The following is a 16,044-nucleotide window of genomic DNA, read 5'->3' on the forward strand; positions in this document are numbered from 1 at the left end:
TCCACGATAAATATATTTTATAGAAATGACAATGACAAGGTACGCGAGTACCTTTTGTCAACTTGTCAAAGGAATTTTTAGGTAATAAAAAAGAATGACATACGAAGTTAAATCTCTTAATGAAGAGTGTGGTGTGTTTGGGATTTGGGGACATCCTCAAGCAGCTCACGTTACTTATTTTGGGCTCCACAGTCTTCAACACCGCGGTCAAGAAGGTGCTGGTATCGTCACAAACGATAACGGCAAACTTCTTCAGCACCGTAATACAGGTCTCCTTTCAGATGTGTTTAAAAATCCTGCTGATTTGGAAAAATTGACAGGGACTGCAGCAATTGGTCACGTTCGTTACGCGACAGCTGGTTCAGCATCAATCAACAATATTCAACCTTTTCTTTACAATTTTACAGATGAACAATTTGGTCTTTGCCACAATGGTAATTTGACAAATGCTGTTTCATTGAAAAAAGAATTGGAAAACGAAGGTGCGATTTTTAACGCATCATCAGATACTGAAATTTTGATGCACTTGATTCGACGTAGCCACAATCCAGAGTTTATCGGCAAAGTCAAAGAAGCTCTTAATACTGTTAAAGGTGGCTTTGCTTATCTCTTGATGACAAAAGATAAATTGATTGCTGCGCTTGATCCAAATGGTTTCCGTCCATTGTCAATCGGTCAAATGGATAACGGTGCTTGGGTTGTTTCAAGTGAAACATGTGCGTTTGAGGTGATCGGTGCGAAATGGGTTCGCGATGTAAAACCAGGTGAACTTGTTATCATTGATGACAATGGTATCCAGTATGATACCTACACAACTGACACTCAGCTTGCTATTTGTTCAATGGAATATATTTATTTCGCTCGTCCTGATAGTGATATTTATGGCGTCAATGTTCATACAGCTCGCAAAAATATGGGTAAACGTTTGGCGCAAGAGTTTCATCATGAAGCTGATATTGTTGTTGGGGTACCAAATTCATCACTGTCAGCAGCCATGGGATTTGCAGAAGAGTCAGGTCTCCCAAATGAAATGGGCTTGGTGAAAAATCAATACACACAACGTACTTTCATTCAACCAACACAAGAATTGCGTGAGCAAGGTGTTCGCATGAAGCTCTCAGCAGTATCTGGTGTTGTTAAAGGTAAGCGTGTTGTCATGGTTGACGATTCTATCGTACGTGGAACAACGTCACGTCGTATCGTTCGTCTGCTTCGTGAAGCTGGCGCGACAGAAGTTCACGTGGCAATCGGTAGTCCAGAATTGAAATACCCATGTTTCTACGGTATTGACATTCAAAATCGTCGTGAGTTGATTTCGGCTAATCATACCAAAGAGGAAGTCTGTGAGATTATCGGAGCTGATAGTTTAACTTACCTATCAATTGATGGTTTGATTGAGTCAATTGGTCTTGATACAGATGCTCCAAACGGTGGTCTTTGTGTGGCTTACTTTGACGGTAAGTATCCAACACCACTTTACGATTACGAAGAAGCATACCTCAAGAGCTTGGAAGAAAAAACAAGTTTCTATATTCACGAAGTTAATGAGAATAAATAGCTTTTGGTTAGAGGAAGGAACAATGTAATGCAAGAATTTGGTTTGTCCATGCTATGGTACTGGTTGGCTTATATTGTAGTGACTTTTATCTTTGGTGTAGGACATACGGTCTTTAATATTGTTGTTCTTAAAATGTCATCGATGGTTGATGGTCCAGGTATGGGAGAAGGTTACGAAGCAACTAAGCCTTGGCATCCACTATATAATATTTTAATTTTCCCTATTGCTGCTTATATGTATTTGTTTACTTTACCAGTAGTTACGCTGTATGAAGTGGTTCTAACATCACTACTCTGGGGAACATTAACTATAATTGTCGATGTTGTTGGGTGGGTAATTATTAAACACCCATGGTCGTTGACTTTTAAGGAGTTTTATATTGATTATCAGCCATGGATTACATTGATTTATCTAGCCATCTATATTAGTCCATTTTTGGCATATTTAGTTATGATGTAGAAATGGTCAACGATACTTTGGAAAAGTCAAATAAACTTATCTGGAAAAATGTTTAAATAGCTCTGCTATTTCCCAAAAGGAGAAAAAATTATGACAAAAAATGCTTATGCTCAATCTGGTGTTGATGTTGAAGCGGGTTATGAAGTTGTTGCACGTATCAAAAAACATGTTGCGCGTACTGAACGTGCGGGTGTTATGGGAGCTCTTGGTGGCTTTGGTGGTATGTTTGATCTTACCAAAACTGGCGTGAAAGAACCTGTTTTGATTTCAGGGACTGACGGTGTGGGAACAAAACTCATGCTTGCCATCAAATACGACAAACACGATACAATCGGTCAAGACTGTGTTGCTATGTGTGTTAATGACATCATTGCAGCTGGTGCTGAACCACTTTATTTCCTAGATTACATTGCGACTGGTAAAAATGAACCTGCCAAACTTGAACAAGTCGTTGCGGGTGTAGCTGAAGGTTGCGTTCAATCTGGCGCAGCTCTTATCGGTGGTGAAACTGCTGAAATGCCTGGTATGTACGGTGAAGATGATTATGATTTGGCTGGTTTTGCAGTAGGTGTTGCTGAAAAATCACAAATCATTGATGGTTCAAAAGTTTCTGATGGTGATGTTCTTCTTGGGCTTGCTTCAAGTGGTATTCACTCAAATGGTTACTCACTTGTTCGTCGTGTTTTTGCTGACTACACAGGGGAAGAAGTTCTTCCAGAACTTGAAGGCAAAAAATTGAAAGAAGTCCTTCTTGAACCAACTCGTATCTACGTTAAAGCAGTGCTTCCACTTATCAAAGAAGAATTGGTTAACGGTATTGCTCACATTACTGGTGGTGGATTCATCGAAAATGTTCCACGTATGTTCGCTGATGATTTGGCTGCTGAAATCGAAGAAGACAAAATCCCTGTTCTTCCAATTTTCAAAGCTCTTGAAAAATATGGCAATATCAAACACGAAGAAATGTTTGAAATCTTCAACATGGGTATTGGTTTGATGATGGCAGTTAGTCCTGATAAAGTTGAGCGCGTGAAAGAATTGCTTGACGAGCCAGTTTACGAACTCGGTCATATCGTCAAAAAAGCTGATGCAAGTGTGGTGATTAAATAATGAAAAAAATCGCAGTATTTGCGAGTGGTAACGGGTCAAATTTTCAAGTCATTGCAGAGCAGTTTCCTGTTGAGTTTGTCTTTTCAGACCACCGAGATGCATACGTCTTAGAACGTGCAGAAAAACTCGGTGTGACAGCTCATGCTTTTGAACTTAAAGAGTTTGATGGTAAAGCAGCTTACGAGGAGGCGATTGTTGCTTTACTTGAAAAATATGACATTGACTTGGTTTGTTTGGCTGGATATATGAAGATTGTCGGTCCGACTTTGCTAGCAGCTTACGAAGGTCGAATCATCAATATACATCCAGCTTACTTGCCTGAATTTCCAGGTGCTCATGGTATTGATGATGCTTGGAAAGCAGGTGTTGACCAATCTGGCGTTACTATTCACTGGGTTGACAATGGCGTTGACACAGGAAAAGTGATTAAACAAGTTCGTGTGCCTCGATTGGCTGACGATACCATCGAAAGCTTTGAAGCTCGCATTCATGAAAATGAGTATAAGCTCTATCCTGAGGTTTTGGAGAGCTTGGGAGTTGAGAAAAAGTAATCTCATAACTTATGCTTTGTGATGACTTTAAATTTAAAAATAGCAGTAACATCTTTTTAAAGGAGAAAAAATGACAAAACGTGCACTAATTAGTGTTTCTGACAAAGCGGGCATTGTTGAATTTGCTCAAGAATTGAAAAAACTTGGTTGGGATATCATCTCAACTGGTGGAACAAAAGTTGCGCTTGATAAAGCAGGTGTTGACACTATTGCGATTGATGATGTGACTGGTTTCCCAGAAATGATGGATGGTCGTGTGAAGACACTTCACCCAAATATCCACGGTGGTCTTTTGGCTCGTCGTGACCTTGACAGCCACCTTCAAGCAGCAAAAGACAATCATATTGAATTGATTGACCTTGTTGTGGTTAACCTTTACCCATTCAAAGAAACAATCTTGAAACCAGATGTGACATATGCTGATGCAGTTGAAAACATTGATATCGGTGGACCTTCAATGCTTCGTTCTGCGGCTAAAAACCACGCTAGCGTTACAGTTGTTGTAGACCCAGCTGATTACGCAGTTGTTTTGGATGAATTGTCAGTTAATGGCGAAACAAGCTTTGAAACTCGTCAACGTTTGGCGGCAAAAGTCTTCCGTCACACAGCAGCATACGATGCTTTGATTGCGGAATACTTCACAAAACAAGTTGGTGAAACAAAACCTGAAAAACTCACAATCACTTACGATTTGAAACAACCAATGCGTTATGGTGAAAACCCACAACAAGATGCTGATTTCTACCAAAAAGCTTTGCCAACTGATTACTCAATCGCTTCTGCTAAACAATTGAACGGTAAAGAATTGTCATTTAACAACATTCGCGATGCAGATGCTGCTATCCGCATTATCCGTGATTTCAAAGACCGTCCAACTGTTGTTGCGCTTAAACACATGAATCCATGTGGTATCGGTCAAGCAGATGACATCGAAACAGCTTGGGATTACGCTTATGAATCAGACCCTGTTTCAATCTTTGGTGGAATCGTTGTGCTTAACCGCGAGGTCGACGCTGCAACAGCTAAGAAAATGCACGCTATTTTCCTTGAAATCATCATTGCACCAAGCTATTCTGATGAAGCTCTTGAAATTTTAACAACTAAGAAGAAAAATATGCGTATTCTTCAATTGCCATTTGATGCTCAAGAAGCTAGTCAAGTTGAAAAAGAATACACTGGTGTTGTCGGTGGTCTTTTGGTTCAAAATCAAGATGTTATCGAAGAAAATCCAGCTGACTGGAAAGTTGTGACAAAACGTCAACCAACTGACCAAGAAAAAGCAGCTCTTGAATTTGCTTGGAAATCAATCAAATATGTTAAATCTAACGGTATCATCGTGACAAATGACCATATGACACTTGGTGTTGGTCCTGGTCAAACAAACCGTGTAGCTTCAGTTCGTATTGCACTTGACCAAGCTAAAGACCGTCTTGACGGTGCTGTTCTTGCTAGTGATGCTTTCTTCCCATTTGCAGATAACGTTGAAGAAATTGCTGCAGCTGGTGTGAAAGCTATCATCCAACCTGGTGGTTCAGTTCGTGACCAAGAATCAATCGACATGGCTGATAAATACGGCATTGCCATGGTATTTACAGGCGTTCGTCACTTCCGTCACTAAGATAAACTAGACTTCCTTTATTAAATATACAACTTGAGTTGACACCTTAGCTTATCAGTTGAGGTGTTTTTTGTTTTAAGGCTTTTGAAAGTTGTTTTTTAGACTTCCTTAAGTAAGGAAATTTATACTGAAGATACTCCTAAAAAAACTTTTTTTCATAATTCTCTCTAGTCCTACTCTGCTTAGATTAGGATTTTTTTGTTTTATAGTAAAAAAATCTAAACTTATCACTGGAATTTTATTTATTTCCGAACAAATGTGTTATAATATATCTATATAATTCGTGAAAATGTTTTGTTTTTGCGGGCTTTGTTGATTGTGGAGCACGAGCTCCTGTGATTGTTTTCTATTGAGGTATTTTTACTTATGAAACTTTTAGTTGTTGGCTCTGGCGGGCGTGAGCACGCTATTGCTAAGAAGTTGTTGGAATCTCCTCAAGTGGATCAGGTTTTTGTAGCACCTGGTAATGATGGGATGGCACTTGATGGACTAGATTTGGTAAATATCGGAATTTCCGAACATTCTAAACTGATTGAATTTGCAAAGGCAAATGATATTGCATGGACATTTATCGGTCCTGATGATGCTTTGGCAGCAGGAATTGTTGATGATTTTAATGCAGCTGGCTTAAAAGCTTTTGGACCAAGTAAGGCTGCAGCAGAGCTTGAATGGTCTAAAGACTTTGCTAAATCAATCATGGCTAAATACCATGTTCCAACAGCGGCTTACAGCACCTTCTCAGATTTTGAACAAGCAAAGAGTTATATTGAAGAACATGGTGCACCGATTGTTGTCAAAGCAGACGGCTTGGCACTTGGTAAAGGTGTGGTTGTTGCTGAAACAGTTGAGCAAGCGGTAGAAGCCGCACATGAAATGTTGCTTGATAATAAATTTGGTGATTCTGGTGCGCGCGTGGTTATCGAAGAATTTCTTGATGGTGAAGAATTCTCATTGTTTGCTTTTGTCAATGGCGATAAATTCTACGTTATGCCAACAGCACAAGACCACAAACGTGCTTTTGATGGTGATAAAGGTCCAAATACTGGTGGTATGGGAGCTTATGCACCAGTACCACATTTGCCACAATCTGTAGTTGATACAGCTGTTGAAACAATCGTTAAGCCAGTCCTTAACGGTATGATTGCTGAAGGTCGTCCATATCTTGGCGTGCTTTACGCTGGTCTTATCTTGACAGCTGATGGACCAAAAGTTATCGAGTTTAATTCACGTTTTGGTGACCCTGAAACGCAAGTTATCTTGCCACGTTTGACATCTGATTTTGCACAAAATATGACTGATATTTTGGATGGAAAAGTTCCAGAAATTACATGGACAGATAAAGGTGTGACTCTTGGTGTAGTGGTTGCTTCAGAAGGTTACCCTGTTGCTTATGAAAAGGGTGTTCGTCTTCCTGCAAAAACTACAGGTGACATTATCACTTACTATGCAGGGGCAAAATTTGCTGAAGATAAATCCCTTCTTTCAAATGGCGGACGTGTGTATATGTTAGTGACGACAGAAGATAATGTAAAATCAGCTCAAGACATTATCTATGCAGAGCTTGCCAAACAAGATACAACAGGTCTTTTCTATCGTAACGATATCGGAAGTAAAGCCCTTGGACGCTAAAACTTGTATTTTAGTCAGCGCTTGTCTCTTGGGTGAGAGATGTAAGTATAATGGCGGTCATAATTACAACCAAGCTCTTGTTGATTATGTTGCTGACAAAGATGTGATAGCTGTTTGTCCAGAGGTCTTAGCTGGGCTTCCTACACCACGAGAACCTGTTGAATTAGTAGATGGGCATGTTCTTGATAAGAGAGGTAATTGCTACGATGATCTTTTTGAAAAAGGGATTGAGCGTTGCGTGGCTGAGATTGCTGGAAAATCTATTGATTTAGCGGTTCTGCAATCACGCAGTCCATCATGTGGTGTTAATCAAATTTATGATGGAAACTTTTCTGGTCAAAAAGTGGCAGGTAATGGACTTTTTACTCAAAAATTAAAGAAACTTGGCTATCGTGTTCTTGATGTTGAAGATATAAAACAATTGGAAGGAAAATAATGAAACCATTAATTTCAGTTATCATGGGTAGCAAATCAGATTGGGCTACCATGAAAAAAACAGCAGAAGTACTTGATGAATTTGGTGTGGCTTATGAAAAGAAAGTTGTTTCAGCTCATCGTACACCAGATTTGATGTTTAAACATGCCGAAGAAGCACGAGGTCGTGGTATCAAGGTGATTATTGCTGGTGCTGGTGGTGCTGCGCATTTGCCTGGTATGGTTGCAGCAAAAACAACACTTCCAGTTATTGGTGTTCCTGTGAAATCACGTGCTCTTAGTGGACTTGATTCTCTTTATTCAATCGTTCAAATGCCTGGTGGTGTACCAGTTGCGACAATGGCGATTGGTGAATCAGGAGCTAAAAATGCGGCTTTGACAGCTCTTCGTATTTTGGCGATTGAAGATGCAGCTTTAGCAGAAAAACTAGAAAACTTTGCTATCGAACAAGGTAAGGTTGCGGAGGCATCAACAGATGAACTCGACTAAAACAATTGGGATTATCGGTGGTGGACAATTAGGTCAAATGATGGCTATCTCGGCTATCTATATGGGACACAAGGTGGTTACCCTTGACCCAACAGCGGATTGCCCAGCATCACGTGTTAGTGATATGATTGTGGCACCGTACGATGATGTTGATGCGATGCGTGAATTGGCAGAGCGTTGCGATGTGCTTACTTATGAGTTTGAAAATGTCGATGCAGATGCCTTGGATGCTGTGGTAAAAGACAATCAATTACCACAAGGAACTGACCTACTTCGCATCTCACAAAACCGTATCTTTGAGAAAAACTTTTTGTCTCAAAAAGCAGGTGTAAAAGTGGCACCTTACAAGGTTGTGACATCAAGCCTTGATCTTGAGAATATTGATTTATCCAAGAATTATGTCTTGAAAACAGCAACTGGTGGCTACGATGGTCACGGGCAAATCGTGATTAAGTCAGCAGACAATTTAGCTGACGCTAACAAATTAGCGAACTCTTGTGAGTGTGTTTTGGAAGAATTTGTGAATTTTGACCTTGAAATTTCAGTGATTGTATCTGGTAATGGCAAGGATATGACTGTTTTCCCAGTGCAAGAAAACATTCATCGTAATAACATTCTATCTAAGACAATTGTGCCGGCTCGCATTTCTGATGAACTTGCTAAAAAAGCACAAGCGATGGCTGTTCAAATTGCTGAAAAACTAGAATTGTCTGGAACACTATGTGTTGAAATGTTTGCGACATCTGATGACATTATTGTTAATGAAATTGCGCCACGTCCCCACAATTCTGGACATTATTCAATCGAGGCTTGTGATTTTTCACAATTTGATACACATATTTTGGGAATCCTCGGTTTGCCTCTTCCTAAGATTCATTTGCACCAACCAGCTGTTATGCTTAATGTTCTTGGTCAACACATGGACAAAGCACAAGCATATGTCAAGGAAAATCCTAGCGCTCACCTCCACCTTTATGGTAAACTAGAGGCAAAACATAACCGCAAAATGGGACATATTACTTTGTTTAGTAATGACCCTGATGCCATTGCGGAAATGGGTGAAGGAATGGATTTCTAGGAAGTTATCTTGCCACATTCCACTGAGTTGGCAAAGAAGATTTTAATTAATTGTGTTAGTTATTTTTTGATATATAACTTAAAAAAGGAAAGGAGCTAGGGTGTTAAATTTATTTGCTTAATGCCCTTAATATCTTAAAAATGATCGATCGTTATTCACGCCCTGAGATGGCGGCAATTTGGAGTGAAGAAAACAAATATAAAGCTTGGCTTGAAGTTGAAATTTTGGCTGACGAGGCTTGGGCTGAATTAGGAGAAATTCCTAAAGAAGATGTGGCTAAAATTCGTGCGAATGCAAGCTTTGATGTTGATCGTATTTTGGAAATTGAACAACAAACACGTCACGACGTTGTTGCATTCACTCGTGCGGTTTCTGAAAGTCTTGGTCAAGAACGTAAATGGGTTCACTATGGTTTGACATCAACTGACGTTGTTGACACAGCTTACGGTTACCTTTACAAACAAGCTAATGAAATCATCCGTAAAGATTTGCATAATTTCCTTGAAATCATTGCTAACAAAGCTAAAGAACATAAATTTACAATCATGATGGGACGTACTCACGGTGTCCACGCTGAACCAACTACATTTGGTTTGAAATTGGCTACTTGGTACAGTGAAATGAAACGTAACATCGAACGTTTTGAACATGCTGCTGCTGGTGTTGAAGCAGGTAAAATCTCAGGTGCTGTTGGTAACTTCGCTAACATTCCACCATTTGTTGAAGCTTATGTTTGTGAAAAACTTGGCATCCGTGCTCAAGAAATCTCAACACAAGTTCTTCCACGTGACCTTCATGCAGAATACTTTGCAGTTCTTGCAAGTATTGCAACATCAATCGAACGTATGGCAACTGAAATCCGTGGTCTTCAAAAATCTGAACAACGTGAAGTAGAAGAATACTTTGCTAAAGGTCAAAAAGGTAGCTCAGCTATGCCGCACAAGCGTAACCCAATCGGTTCAGAAAACATGACAGGTCTTGCACGTGTTATTCGTGGTCACATGATTACAGCTTACGAAAACGTGTCACTATGGCATGAACGTGATATTTCTCACTCATCTGCTGAACGTATCATTTCACCAGATACAACAATCCTTATCGATTACATGCTTAATCGTTTCGGCAACATCGTGAAAAACTTGACTGTTTTCCCAGAAAACATGATTCGCAACATGGGTTCTACATTTGGTCTTATCTTCAGTCAACGTGTAATGCTTAAATTAATCGAAAAAGGTATGACACGTGAACAAGCTTACGACCTTGTTCAACCTAAGACAGCTTATTCTTGGGATAATCAAGTTGACTTCAAACCACTTCTTGAAGCTGACGAAGAAGTCACTTCACGTTTGACACAAGACGAAATCGATGAATTGTTCAATCCATCATATTACACTAAACGTGTTGATGAAATCTTTGAACGTATCGGTTTAGGTGACTAATATAATAGAAAAATGTCTGAGATGTTTGTCTCAGACGTTTTTTTATTAAATGTTTTATTAGAAAATTTGTTATTTTTAATGGAAATATTTTGTTGCATGAAAGCGGTATGTTAAAATATAGGATATACCAACTTTTTTGTAATAGGAGATGGAAGTGAAAAAATTTGGGAACAAAATTCGTATTTTGCGAGAGAAAAAGGGGATTTCACGCGAAGAATTCTGTGGGGACGAAACTGAATTGTCCGTAAGACAATTAGCACGGATTGAACTAAATCAATCGATACCTAACCTAAGTAAAGCGCAATTCATTGCCAACCGTTTAGGCGTAAAACTCGGAACCTTGACAGATGGTGACAGTTTAGAATTACCGAAGCGGTATAAAGAGCTGAAGTATTTGATTCTGCGTACGCCAACGTATAAAGATGAAAAGCGTGTGAATTTAAGAGATTCTTATTTTGATGAGATTTACTCTGACTTTTACGATGACCTTCCTGAGGAGGAGCAATTAATCGTGGAGTGCATGCGCTCAAAAGCAGATGTCTTTTTAACTGATAATAGTAATTTAGCCACAAAGTTGTTAGAAGACTATTTTTATCAAACAAAATCAAAATCGCATTATTCGATTAATGATTTAATCATAATTGATTTGTATATGGTTTGTGCAAATGCTTCGAATTATGAATATTTTATGTTTGATAAAGATGAATTTATTGGTATAGCTAAGAATCTGTTGAAACAAGAAAATCACTTTTCACTAGCAGAAATTTTTGTCTTAAACAATATTTTATTTGGTAGCTTGAGCTTGTTGGTTGATTTAAAAATGTGGGACGAAGTTGAATTGACTTTAGATGTTTTAAAAGGAATTATGGCTAAAATTCAAGATTTTCATAAGAAGCCAGTTTTGAATATGATTGAGTGGAAGTATATTTTGGAACGTTTTGGTCAAATAGAAAAGGCTCAAAAATTATATGAAGAGGCAGTGTTATATGCAAATCTGATAGGTGATGTTTATTTAGCCAATAAAATAACTGAAGAATGGATAAAAGATACGACAGCATGACATTTTTGTCATGTTGTTTTTTCTTAAAACCTTTTACAATAATATTAGAAATTGGGAAAGGAGAGAGAAAGTTAATAATGAAGGTATTTTCAATTCTTTTAACAGGTTGGTGGCTTGGGTAAGACGTTAAAACAATTCACTGATAGTCTTTGTTTTGGTATAATAAAGCTATGAGCAGAATTTTAGACAACGATATTATGGGTGATGAAGAGTTTGTGGAACGTACGCTTCGTCCTCAGTATTTAAAAGAATATATTGGACAGGATAAGGTAAAAAATCAGCTGAAAATTTTTATTGAAGCTGCTAAATTGCGAGATGAGTCATTGGACCATGTGCTATTGTTTGGCCCTCCAGGGTTAGGTAAGACGACAATGGCGTTTGTGATTGCTAATGAATTGGGGGTGAATTTAAAACAAACATCTGGACCAGCTATCGAAAAAGCTGGTGATTTGGTTGCCATTTTGAATGATTTGGAACCAGGAGATGTGTTGTTTATTGATGAAATTCACCGTATGCCAATGGCGGTAGAAGAAGTGCTTTATAGTGCTATGGAAGATTTCTATATTGATATTATGATTGGTAATGGTGAGACTAGTCGTAGTGTCCATTTAGAATTGCCACCTTTTACTTTGATTGGTGCGACAACGCGTGCAGGGATGCTTTCAAATCCATTACGTGCTCGTTTTGGTATCACTGGTCACATGGAATATTATGCTGTTGAAGATTTAACAGAAATTGTAGAACGTACGGCTGATATTTTTGAGATGGAAATTGTCCATGAAGCCGCACAAGAACTAGCGCGACGCAGTCGTGGAACGCCACGTATCGCTAACCGTTTGTTGAAACGTGTGCGTGATTATGCCCAAATCATGGGCGATGGTATCATCACAAAAGACATTACAGATAAAGCGTTGACGATGCTTGATGTTGATCACGAGGGGCTTGATTATATTGACCAAAAAATCTTGCGCACGATGATTGAAGTTTATAACGGTGGACCTGTTGGATTAGGGACTCTTTCTGTTAACATCGCAGAAGAACGTGATACGGTTGAAGATATGTATGAACCCTATTTGATTCAAAAAGGATTTATCATGCGTACCAGAACTGGGCGCGTGGCAACTGCTAAGGCATATGAACATTTAGGATATCCTTATATAGAAAAATAAAAAACATGCTTAAGCTTTATTTAAGCATGTTTTCTTATACTATAAACAATCCTAAAACTTTTCTTTTTCATAATCTCCTGAGAGAGCCCTGCTTAGCAGGGCTCTCTCTTTTGATACTATTGTGCTTAAAAAATTAAAGATGATATAATGAAGAAAAAGATTTATGAGAAAGGATTGTTGAGGATGGATTTGGATAATTTGCGAATGATATCAGTTTGAAGCAAAAAAAGGATTATCTTTCATTGTAACTTCTATTATTATTTGGATGTTAATCACTTTAGTAACTATGCTACAGTTTCCGTTAGCTGTTCAAAATCTTTGGTTTTAGCGATAGTAATGACAGCTTTGGAAATACTATTTGTTATTTTGTTACAAATTGAAATAAAAAAGAATAATTAATTCAGAAAGGCTTTGAAGTTTCAGAGCTTTTTCTTTATAGCAAAATGAAAAGGGCTCCGCTTAGCGGAAGCCCTTTTGGAGATTATGAAAAAGAAAAGTTTTAGGATTGATGATATTGTAATTCAATCGTCTTAATTTTTTCTTAAAGAAGAAATATAAGAGTTAGCTTATTTCACGTGTGATAAGGTACTATTTTTTGTTATAATGGTAGATGAAGTTTTTAACCAAGGTGCTAATAACTCGCAGGAGAAAAAATGAAAAAAGTCTGTTTTGTTTGCTTGGGAAATATTTGTCGAAGTCCGATGGCGGAGTTTGTGATGAAAGATTTGATGAGCGATGACAATCTGCTGGTTGAGAGTCGTGCGACATCTAGTTGGGAACACGGTAATCCCATTCATCATGGAACGCAAAGGATTTTTAAAAAGCATCAGATTACTTATGATTATCACAAGTCATCCCAACAGATTTCATATCAAGACTTTTGTGAATTTGATGTTATTATTGGTATGGATGCAAATAATGTGGCAGATTTAAAACAAATGTCACATGGAAGATTTGATAACAAAATCTTTCTTTTTGTAGATGGTGGTGTGCCAGATCCGTGGTTTACAGGTGACTTTGATACTACTTATGATTTAGTTGAACGTGGTTGTAAACAATGGCTAGCGCGTCTAAGAAATTCTTAAAAGAAGAAGTTGAGTAAAATGAAAAAAATCAAAATAACCAGAGGTCGCATAGAGCTGCTGACGGTTTTAGTTCTTATTGTTTGTGGTTTGTCGGTCTTTACTTTATCGATGAAATCAAAAACGACATTGACATACGATAATGGTAGGATTACCTATACAGGTTACGTAGTTAATCATCGTATGAATGGTCAAGGTAAGTTGACGTATGAGAATGGTGATATCTATGAAGGTAATTTTGTAGAAGGTGTTTTTGAGGGACAAGGCGTCTTTACGTCTCATTCTGGTTGGATTTACAAAGGTGAGTTTAAAAATGGTCAACCAAATGGTGAAGGTGTTTTGACTGCACAGAATGGTAAGGTATATACAGGAACCTTTAAACAGGGGATTTTTCAAAAATGAGAATAAAATGGTTTTCAATGGTTAGGGTGACAGGGCTTTTGTTAGTTCTGTTCTACCATTTCTTTAAAACAGCTTTTCCAGGCGGTTTTATTGGTGTTGATATTTTCTTTACTTTTTCAGGGTATTTGATTACAGCTTTGCTGATTGATGAGTATTCGCGAAGTAAGAAAATTGATCTTTTAGGATTTTATAAGAGACGTTTTTACCGTATTGTTCCACCATTAATTTTAATGATTTTGATTGTCATGCCATTTACTTATTTAGTCCGTAGAGATTACGTGGCAAGTATTGGTAGTCAAGTAGCTGCGGCGATAGGTTTCACGACAAACTTTTATGAAATCATTACAGGTGGTAATTACGAAACACAATTTATCCCTCATCTCTTTGTTCATACGTGGAGTTTGGCAATTGAGATGCATTTCTATCTAATTTGGGGATTTTTAGTTTGGTTACTTGGAAGACGTCAGGATAGTTTGGCAAAATTCCGTAGTTTGATTTTTGTACTTTCTTTAGTATTTTTCACAGGAAGTTTTCTATCCATGTTCGTTCGAGCATTCTTTGTTGATAATGTGTCAACAATTTACTTTTCATCTCTAACCCACAGTTTCCCATTCTTCTTGGGAGCAATGACTGCGACAATGACAGGGATTAAAGAGACGACTATTCGTTTTAAAAAGAATGTTCGATTGTGGTCTACAAAGCGCAGCGTTTTAACCATGCTAGTAAGCGCAGCTCTATTAGTGTTGTTGATGTTCACATTGAAGTTTGATCAACGTATCACCTATTTATTTGGTTTTGTTTTGGCAAGCTTATTTGCTACGGTGATGATTTATGCAGCACGTATTTTGAATGACCAAACACCAAACGTCAAAGAACCTGCAATAATCAATTATCTAGCAGATGTGAGTTATGGTGTTTATTTATTCCATTGGCCGTTTTACATTATCTTTACACAGCTAATGTCAAATGGTTTTGCTGTTTTGTTGACAGTCATTCTTTCTTTGGCATTTTCAACAATGTCTTATTATGTTATCGAACCTTTCCTTGTTGGAAAAACACCAAAATTACTTGGTAAGGATTTAAATATAGCGCCTTATAAGAAATGGATTTTGGGTGGCTCAGCGGTACTGGGTGTGGTTACGCTAGCGACTGTTATGACTGCACCTGCGATGGGGAATTTTGAAACTAGTCTTTTAGTTAGTTCGCTTCAACAATCTCAAGTGAATTTGAATCGTACTCACACGGTAACAGCAGGAGATGCAGGAGCGTTGAGTGATATCACTGTTATTGGTGATTCTGTTGCTCTTCGTTCAAGTGCTGCATTCTCAACCTTGCTTCCAAATGCACAGCTAGATGCGGCGGTTAGTCGAAGTTTTGATAATGCTTTTGAAATTTTCCAAAATGAAATTTCTAGTGGCACTCTTTCTAAAACCACAGTTCTTGCAGTTGGTGTGAACTCACTAGATCATTATCAAGAAGATATTCAACAGTTTATTGATGCTTTGCCTGATGGCTATCGTTTGGTTATTGTAACGCCTTATAATGCTGGTGATGAAGCGAAAGTCAAAGAGGCGCGTGATTATGAATTGAGCCTCACGAAGTCTTATAGTTATATTACGGTTGCTGATTGGTATAAGGCGGCAACTAATCATCCTGAAATTTGGAATGGCACTGATGGCGTTCACTACAGCGATGCCAATACAAAGGGTGCTGATCTTTACGTCAAGACAATTCAACAAGCGATTGATAAATCGGCTAAAAAGCCGGCAAAAGGTGAATCGGATAATTAATAAAAAAGTCAACTTCGGTTGGCTTTTTTATGTTATAAACTATCAATTCATGTAAGGAAATATAACGTCAAAAATATATTAAAAATCCCTTTACATCAGGGGGTTATAGCGTTATAATACATGTGACATAAAACGTGAGAAAAGGGGTAAAAAAGTGGCTGAGTTGTTCTATGAT

Annotated in this window: 15 protein-coding genes and 1 pseudogene; all 16 read left to right on the forward strand. The window is 38.1% G+C overall.

Annotation, left to right across the window (positions count from 1 at the left end; all coding sequences use genetic code 11):
- The first annotated feature begins 94 nt into the window (after positions 1-94).
- The 16 genes and pseudogenes from purF to ACNTMY_RS00370 all read left to right on the forward strand — a co-directional run bounded on the left by purF (position 95) and on the right by ACNTMY_RS00370 (position 15,869).
- Positions 95-1,558 (forward strand): amidophosphoribosyltransferase, encoded by a 1,464-nt coding sequence (purF, locus tag ACNTMY_RS00295; RefSeq protein ID WP_021141388.1) that lies wholly within the window; start codon positions 95-97, stop codon positions 1,556-1,558.
- A 48-nt stretch (positions 1,559-1,606) separates the two neighbouring features.
- Positions 1,607-2,017 carry a hypothetical protein gene (locus ACNTMY_RS00300; RefSeq protein WP_423216266.1) on the forward strand — a complete coding sequence of 137 codons (411 nt, stop codon included), beginning with the start codon at positions 1,607-1,609 and terminating at the stop codon, positions 2,015-2,017.
- A gap of 90 nt (positions 2,018-2,107) precedes the next feature.
- Entirely contained in the window at positions 2,108-3,127 is a 1,020-nt protein-coding gene (purM, locus tag ACNTMY_RS00305) for a phosphoribosylformylglycinamidine cyclo-ligase (protein WP_021141390.1), read from the forward strand.
- Positions 3,127-3,678, forward strand: a complete 552-nt coding sequence (purN, locus tag ACNTMY_RS00310; protein ID WP_423216267.1) for a phosphoribosylglycinamide formyltransferase — start codon at positions 3,127-3,129, stop codon at positions 3,676-3,678. The genes purM and purN overlap by 1 nt, the downstream gene beginning before the upstream one ends.
- Before the next feature lie 70 nt (positions 3,679-3,748).
- Entirely contained in the window at positions 3,749-5,296 is a 1,548-nt protein-coding gene (purH, locus tag ACNTMY_RS00315; protein ID WP_423216268.1) for a bifunctional phosphoribosylaminoimidazolecarboxamide formyltransferase/IMP cyclohydrolase, read from the forward strand.
- A gap of 366 nt (positions 5,297-5,662) precedes the next feature.
- Entirely contained in the window at positions 5,663-6,925 is a 1,263-nt protein-coding gene (purD, locus tag ACNTMY_RS00320; protein ID WP_423216269.1) for a phosphoribosylamine--glycine ligase, read from the forward strand.
- A complete protein-coding gene (locus ACNTMY_RS00325; RefSeq protein ID WP_423216270.1) occupies positions 6,915-7,361 on the forward strand; it encodes a DUF523 domain-containing protein in 447 nt (148 codons plus the stop codon). Before purD ends, ACNTMY_RS00325 begins: the two co-directional genes overlap by 11 nt.
- Positions 7,361-7,849, forward strand: coding sequence for a 5-(carboxyamino)imidazole ribonucleotide mutase (gene purE / locus ACNTMY_RS00330; protein ID WP_021141395.1), 489 nt, complete (start codon positions 7,361-7,363; stop codon positions 7,847-7,849). The genes ACNTMY_RS00325 and purE overlap by 1 nt, the downstream gene beginning before the upstream one ends.
- Positions 7,836-8,927, forward strand: a complete 1,092-nt coding sequence (purK, locus tag ACNTMY_RS00335) for a 5-(carboxyamino)imidazole ribonucleotide synthase (RefSeq protein WP_288274851.1) — start codon at positions 7,836-7,838, stop codon at positions 8,925-8,927. The genes purE and purK overlap by 14 nt, the downstream gene beginning before the upstream one ends.
- 140 nt (positions 8,928-9,067) lie before the next feature.
- A complete protein-coding gene (purB, locus tag ACNTMY_RS00340; protein ID WP_024344772.1) occupies positions 9,068-10,366 on the forward strand; it encodes an adenylosuccinate lyase in 1,299 nt (432 codons plus the stop codon).
- Between the two features lie 154 nt (positions 10,367-10,520).
- Positions 10,521-11,426, forward strand: coding sequence for a helix-turn-helix domain-containing protein (locus ACNTMY_RS00345; RefSeq protein WP_423216271.1), 906 nt, complete (start codon positions 10,521-10,523; stop codon positions 11,424-11,426).
- A 170-nt stretch (positions 11,427-11,596) separates the two neighbouring features.
- Positions 11,597-12,595, forward strand: a complete 999-nt coding sequence (gene ruvB / locus ACNTMY_RS00350; protein ID WP_021141399.1) for a Holliday junction branch migration DNA helicase RuvB — start codon at positions 11,597-11,599, stop codon at positions 12,593-12,595.
- Positions 12,596-12,821: 226 nt separating this feature from the next.
- A pseudogene (locus ACNTMY_RS00355) lies at positions 12,822-12,923 on the forward strand (hypothetical protein); the annotation flags it as partial.
- Positions 12,924-13,248: 325 nt separating this feature from the next.
- Positions 13,249-13,680, forward strand: a complete 432-nt coding sequence (locus ACNTMY_RS00360; RefSeq protein ID WP_423216272.1) for a low molecular weight protein-tyrosine-phosphatase — start codon at positions 13,249-13,251, stop codon at positions 13,678-13,680.
- An 18-nt stretch (positions 13,681-13,698) separates the two neighbouring features.
- Positions 13,699-14,079, forward strand: a complete 381-nt coding sequence (locus tag ACNTMY_RS00365) for a hypothetical protein (protein WP_423216273.1) — start codon at positions 13,699-13,701, stop codon at positions 14,077-14,079.
- Complete coding sequence (locus ACNTMY_RS00370; RefSeq protein WP_423216274.1) at positions 14,076-15,869, forward strand: acyltransferase family protein; 1,794 nt, start codon at positions 14,076-14,078, stop codon at positions 15,867-15,869. The genes ACNTMY_RS00365 and ACNTMY_RS00370 overlap by 4 nt, the downstream gene beginning before the upstream one ends.
- The last annotated feature ends 175 nt before the right edge of the window (positions 15,870-16,044 follow it).

The sequence above is a fragment of the Streptococcus equinus genome (assembly GCF_049393735.1).
GTDB lineage: Bacteria > Bacillota > Bacilli > Lactobacillales > Streptococcaceae > Streptococcus > Streptococcus equinus_G.

Excerpts from the sequence above, each read along its gene's own strand:
- purN (WP_423216267.1), top strand. The coding sequence starts at position 3,127 with ATGAAAAAAATCGCAGTATTTGCGAGTGGTAACGGGTCAAATTTTCAA.
- ACNTMY_RS00365 (WP_423216273.1), top strand. The coding sequence starts at position 13,699 with ATGAAAAAAATCAAAATAACCAGAGGTCGCATAGAGCTGCTGACGGTT.
- purE (WP_021141395.1), top strand. The coding sequence starts at position 7,361 with ATGAAACCATTAATTTCAGTTATCATGGGTAGCAAATCAGATTGGGCT.
- purB (WP_024344772.1), top strand. The coding sequence starts at position 9,068 with ATGATCGATCGTTATTCACGCCCTGAGATGGCGGCAATTTGGAGTGAA.
- ruvB (WP_021141399.1), top strand. The coding sequence starts at position 11,597 with ATGAGCAGAATTTTAGACAACGATATTATGGGTGATGAAGAGTTTGTG.
- purM (WP_021141390.1), top strand. The coding sequence starts at position 2,108 with ATGACAAAAAATGCTTATGCTCAATCTGGTGTTGATGTTGAAGCGGGT.
- purK (WP_288274851.1), top strand. The coding sequence starts at position 7,836 with ATGAACTCGACTAAAACAATTGGGATTATCGGTGGTGGACAATTAGGT.
- purH (WP_423216268.1), top strand. The coding sequence starts at position 3,749 with ATGACAAAACGTGCACTAATTAGTGTTTCTGACAAAGCGGGCATTGTT.
- purD (WP_423216269.1), top strand. The coding sequence starts at position 5,663 with ATGAAACTTTTAGTTGTTGGCTCTGGCGGGCGTGAGCACGCTATTGCT.
- ACNTMY_RS00370 (WP_423216274.1), top strand. The coding sequence starts at position 14,076 with ATGAGAATAAAATGGTTTTCAATGGTTAGGGTGACAGGGCTTTTGTTA.
- ACNTMY_RS00360 (WP_423216272.1), top strand. The coding sequence starts at position 13,249 with ATGAAAAAAGTCTGTTTTGTTTGCTTGGGAAATATTTGTCGAAGTCCG.
- ACNTMY_RS00300 (WP_423216266.1), top strand. The coding sequence starts at position 1,607 with ATGCTATGGTACTGGTTGGCTTATATTGTAGTGACTTTTATCTTTGGT.
- purF (WP_021141388.1), top strand. The coding sequence starts at position 95 with ATGACATACGAAGTTAAATCTCTTAATGAAGAGTGTGGTGTGTTTGGG.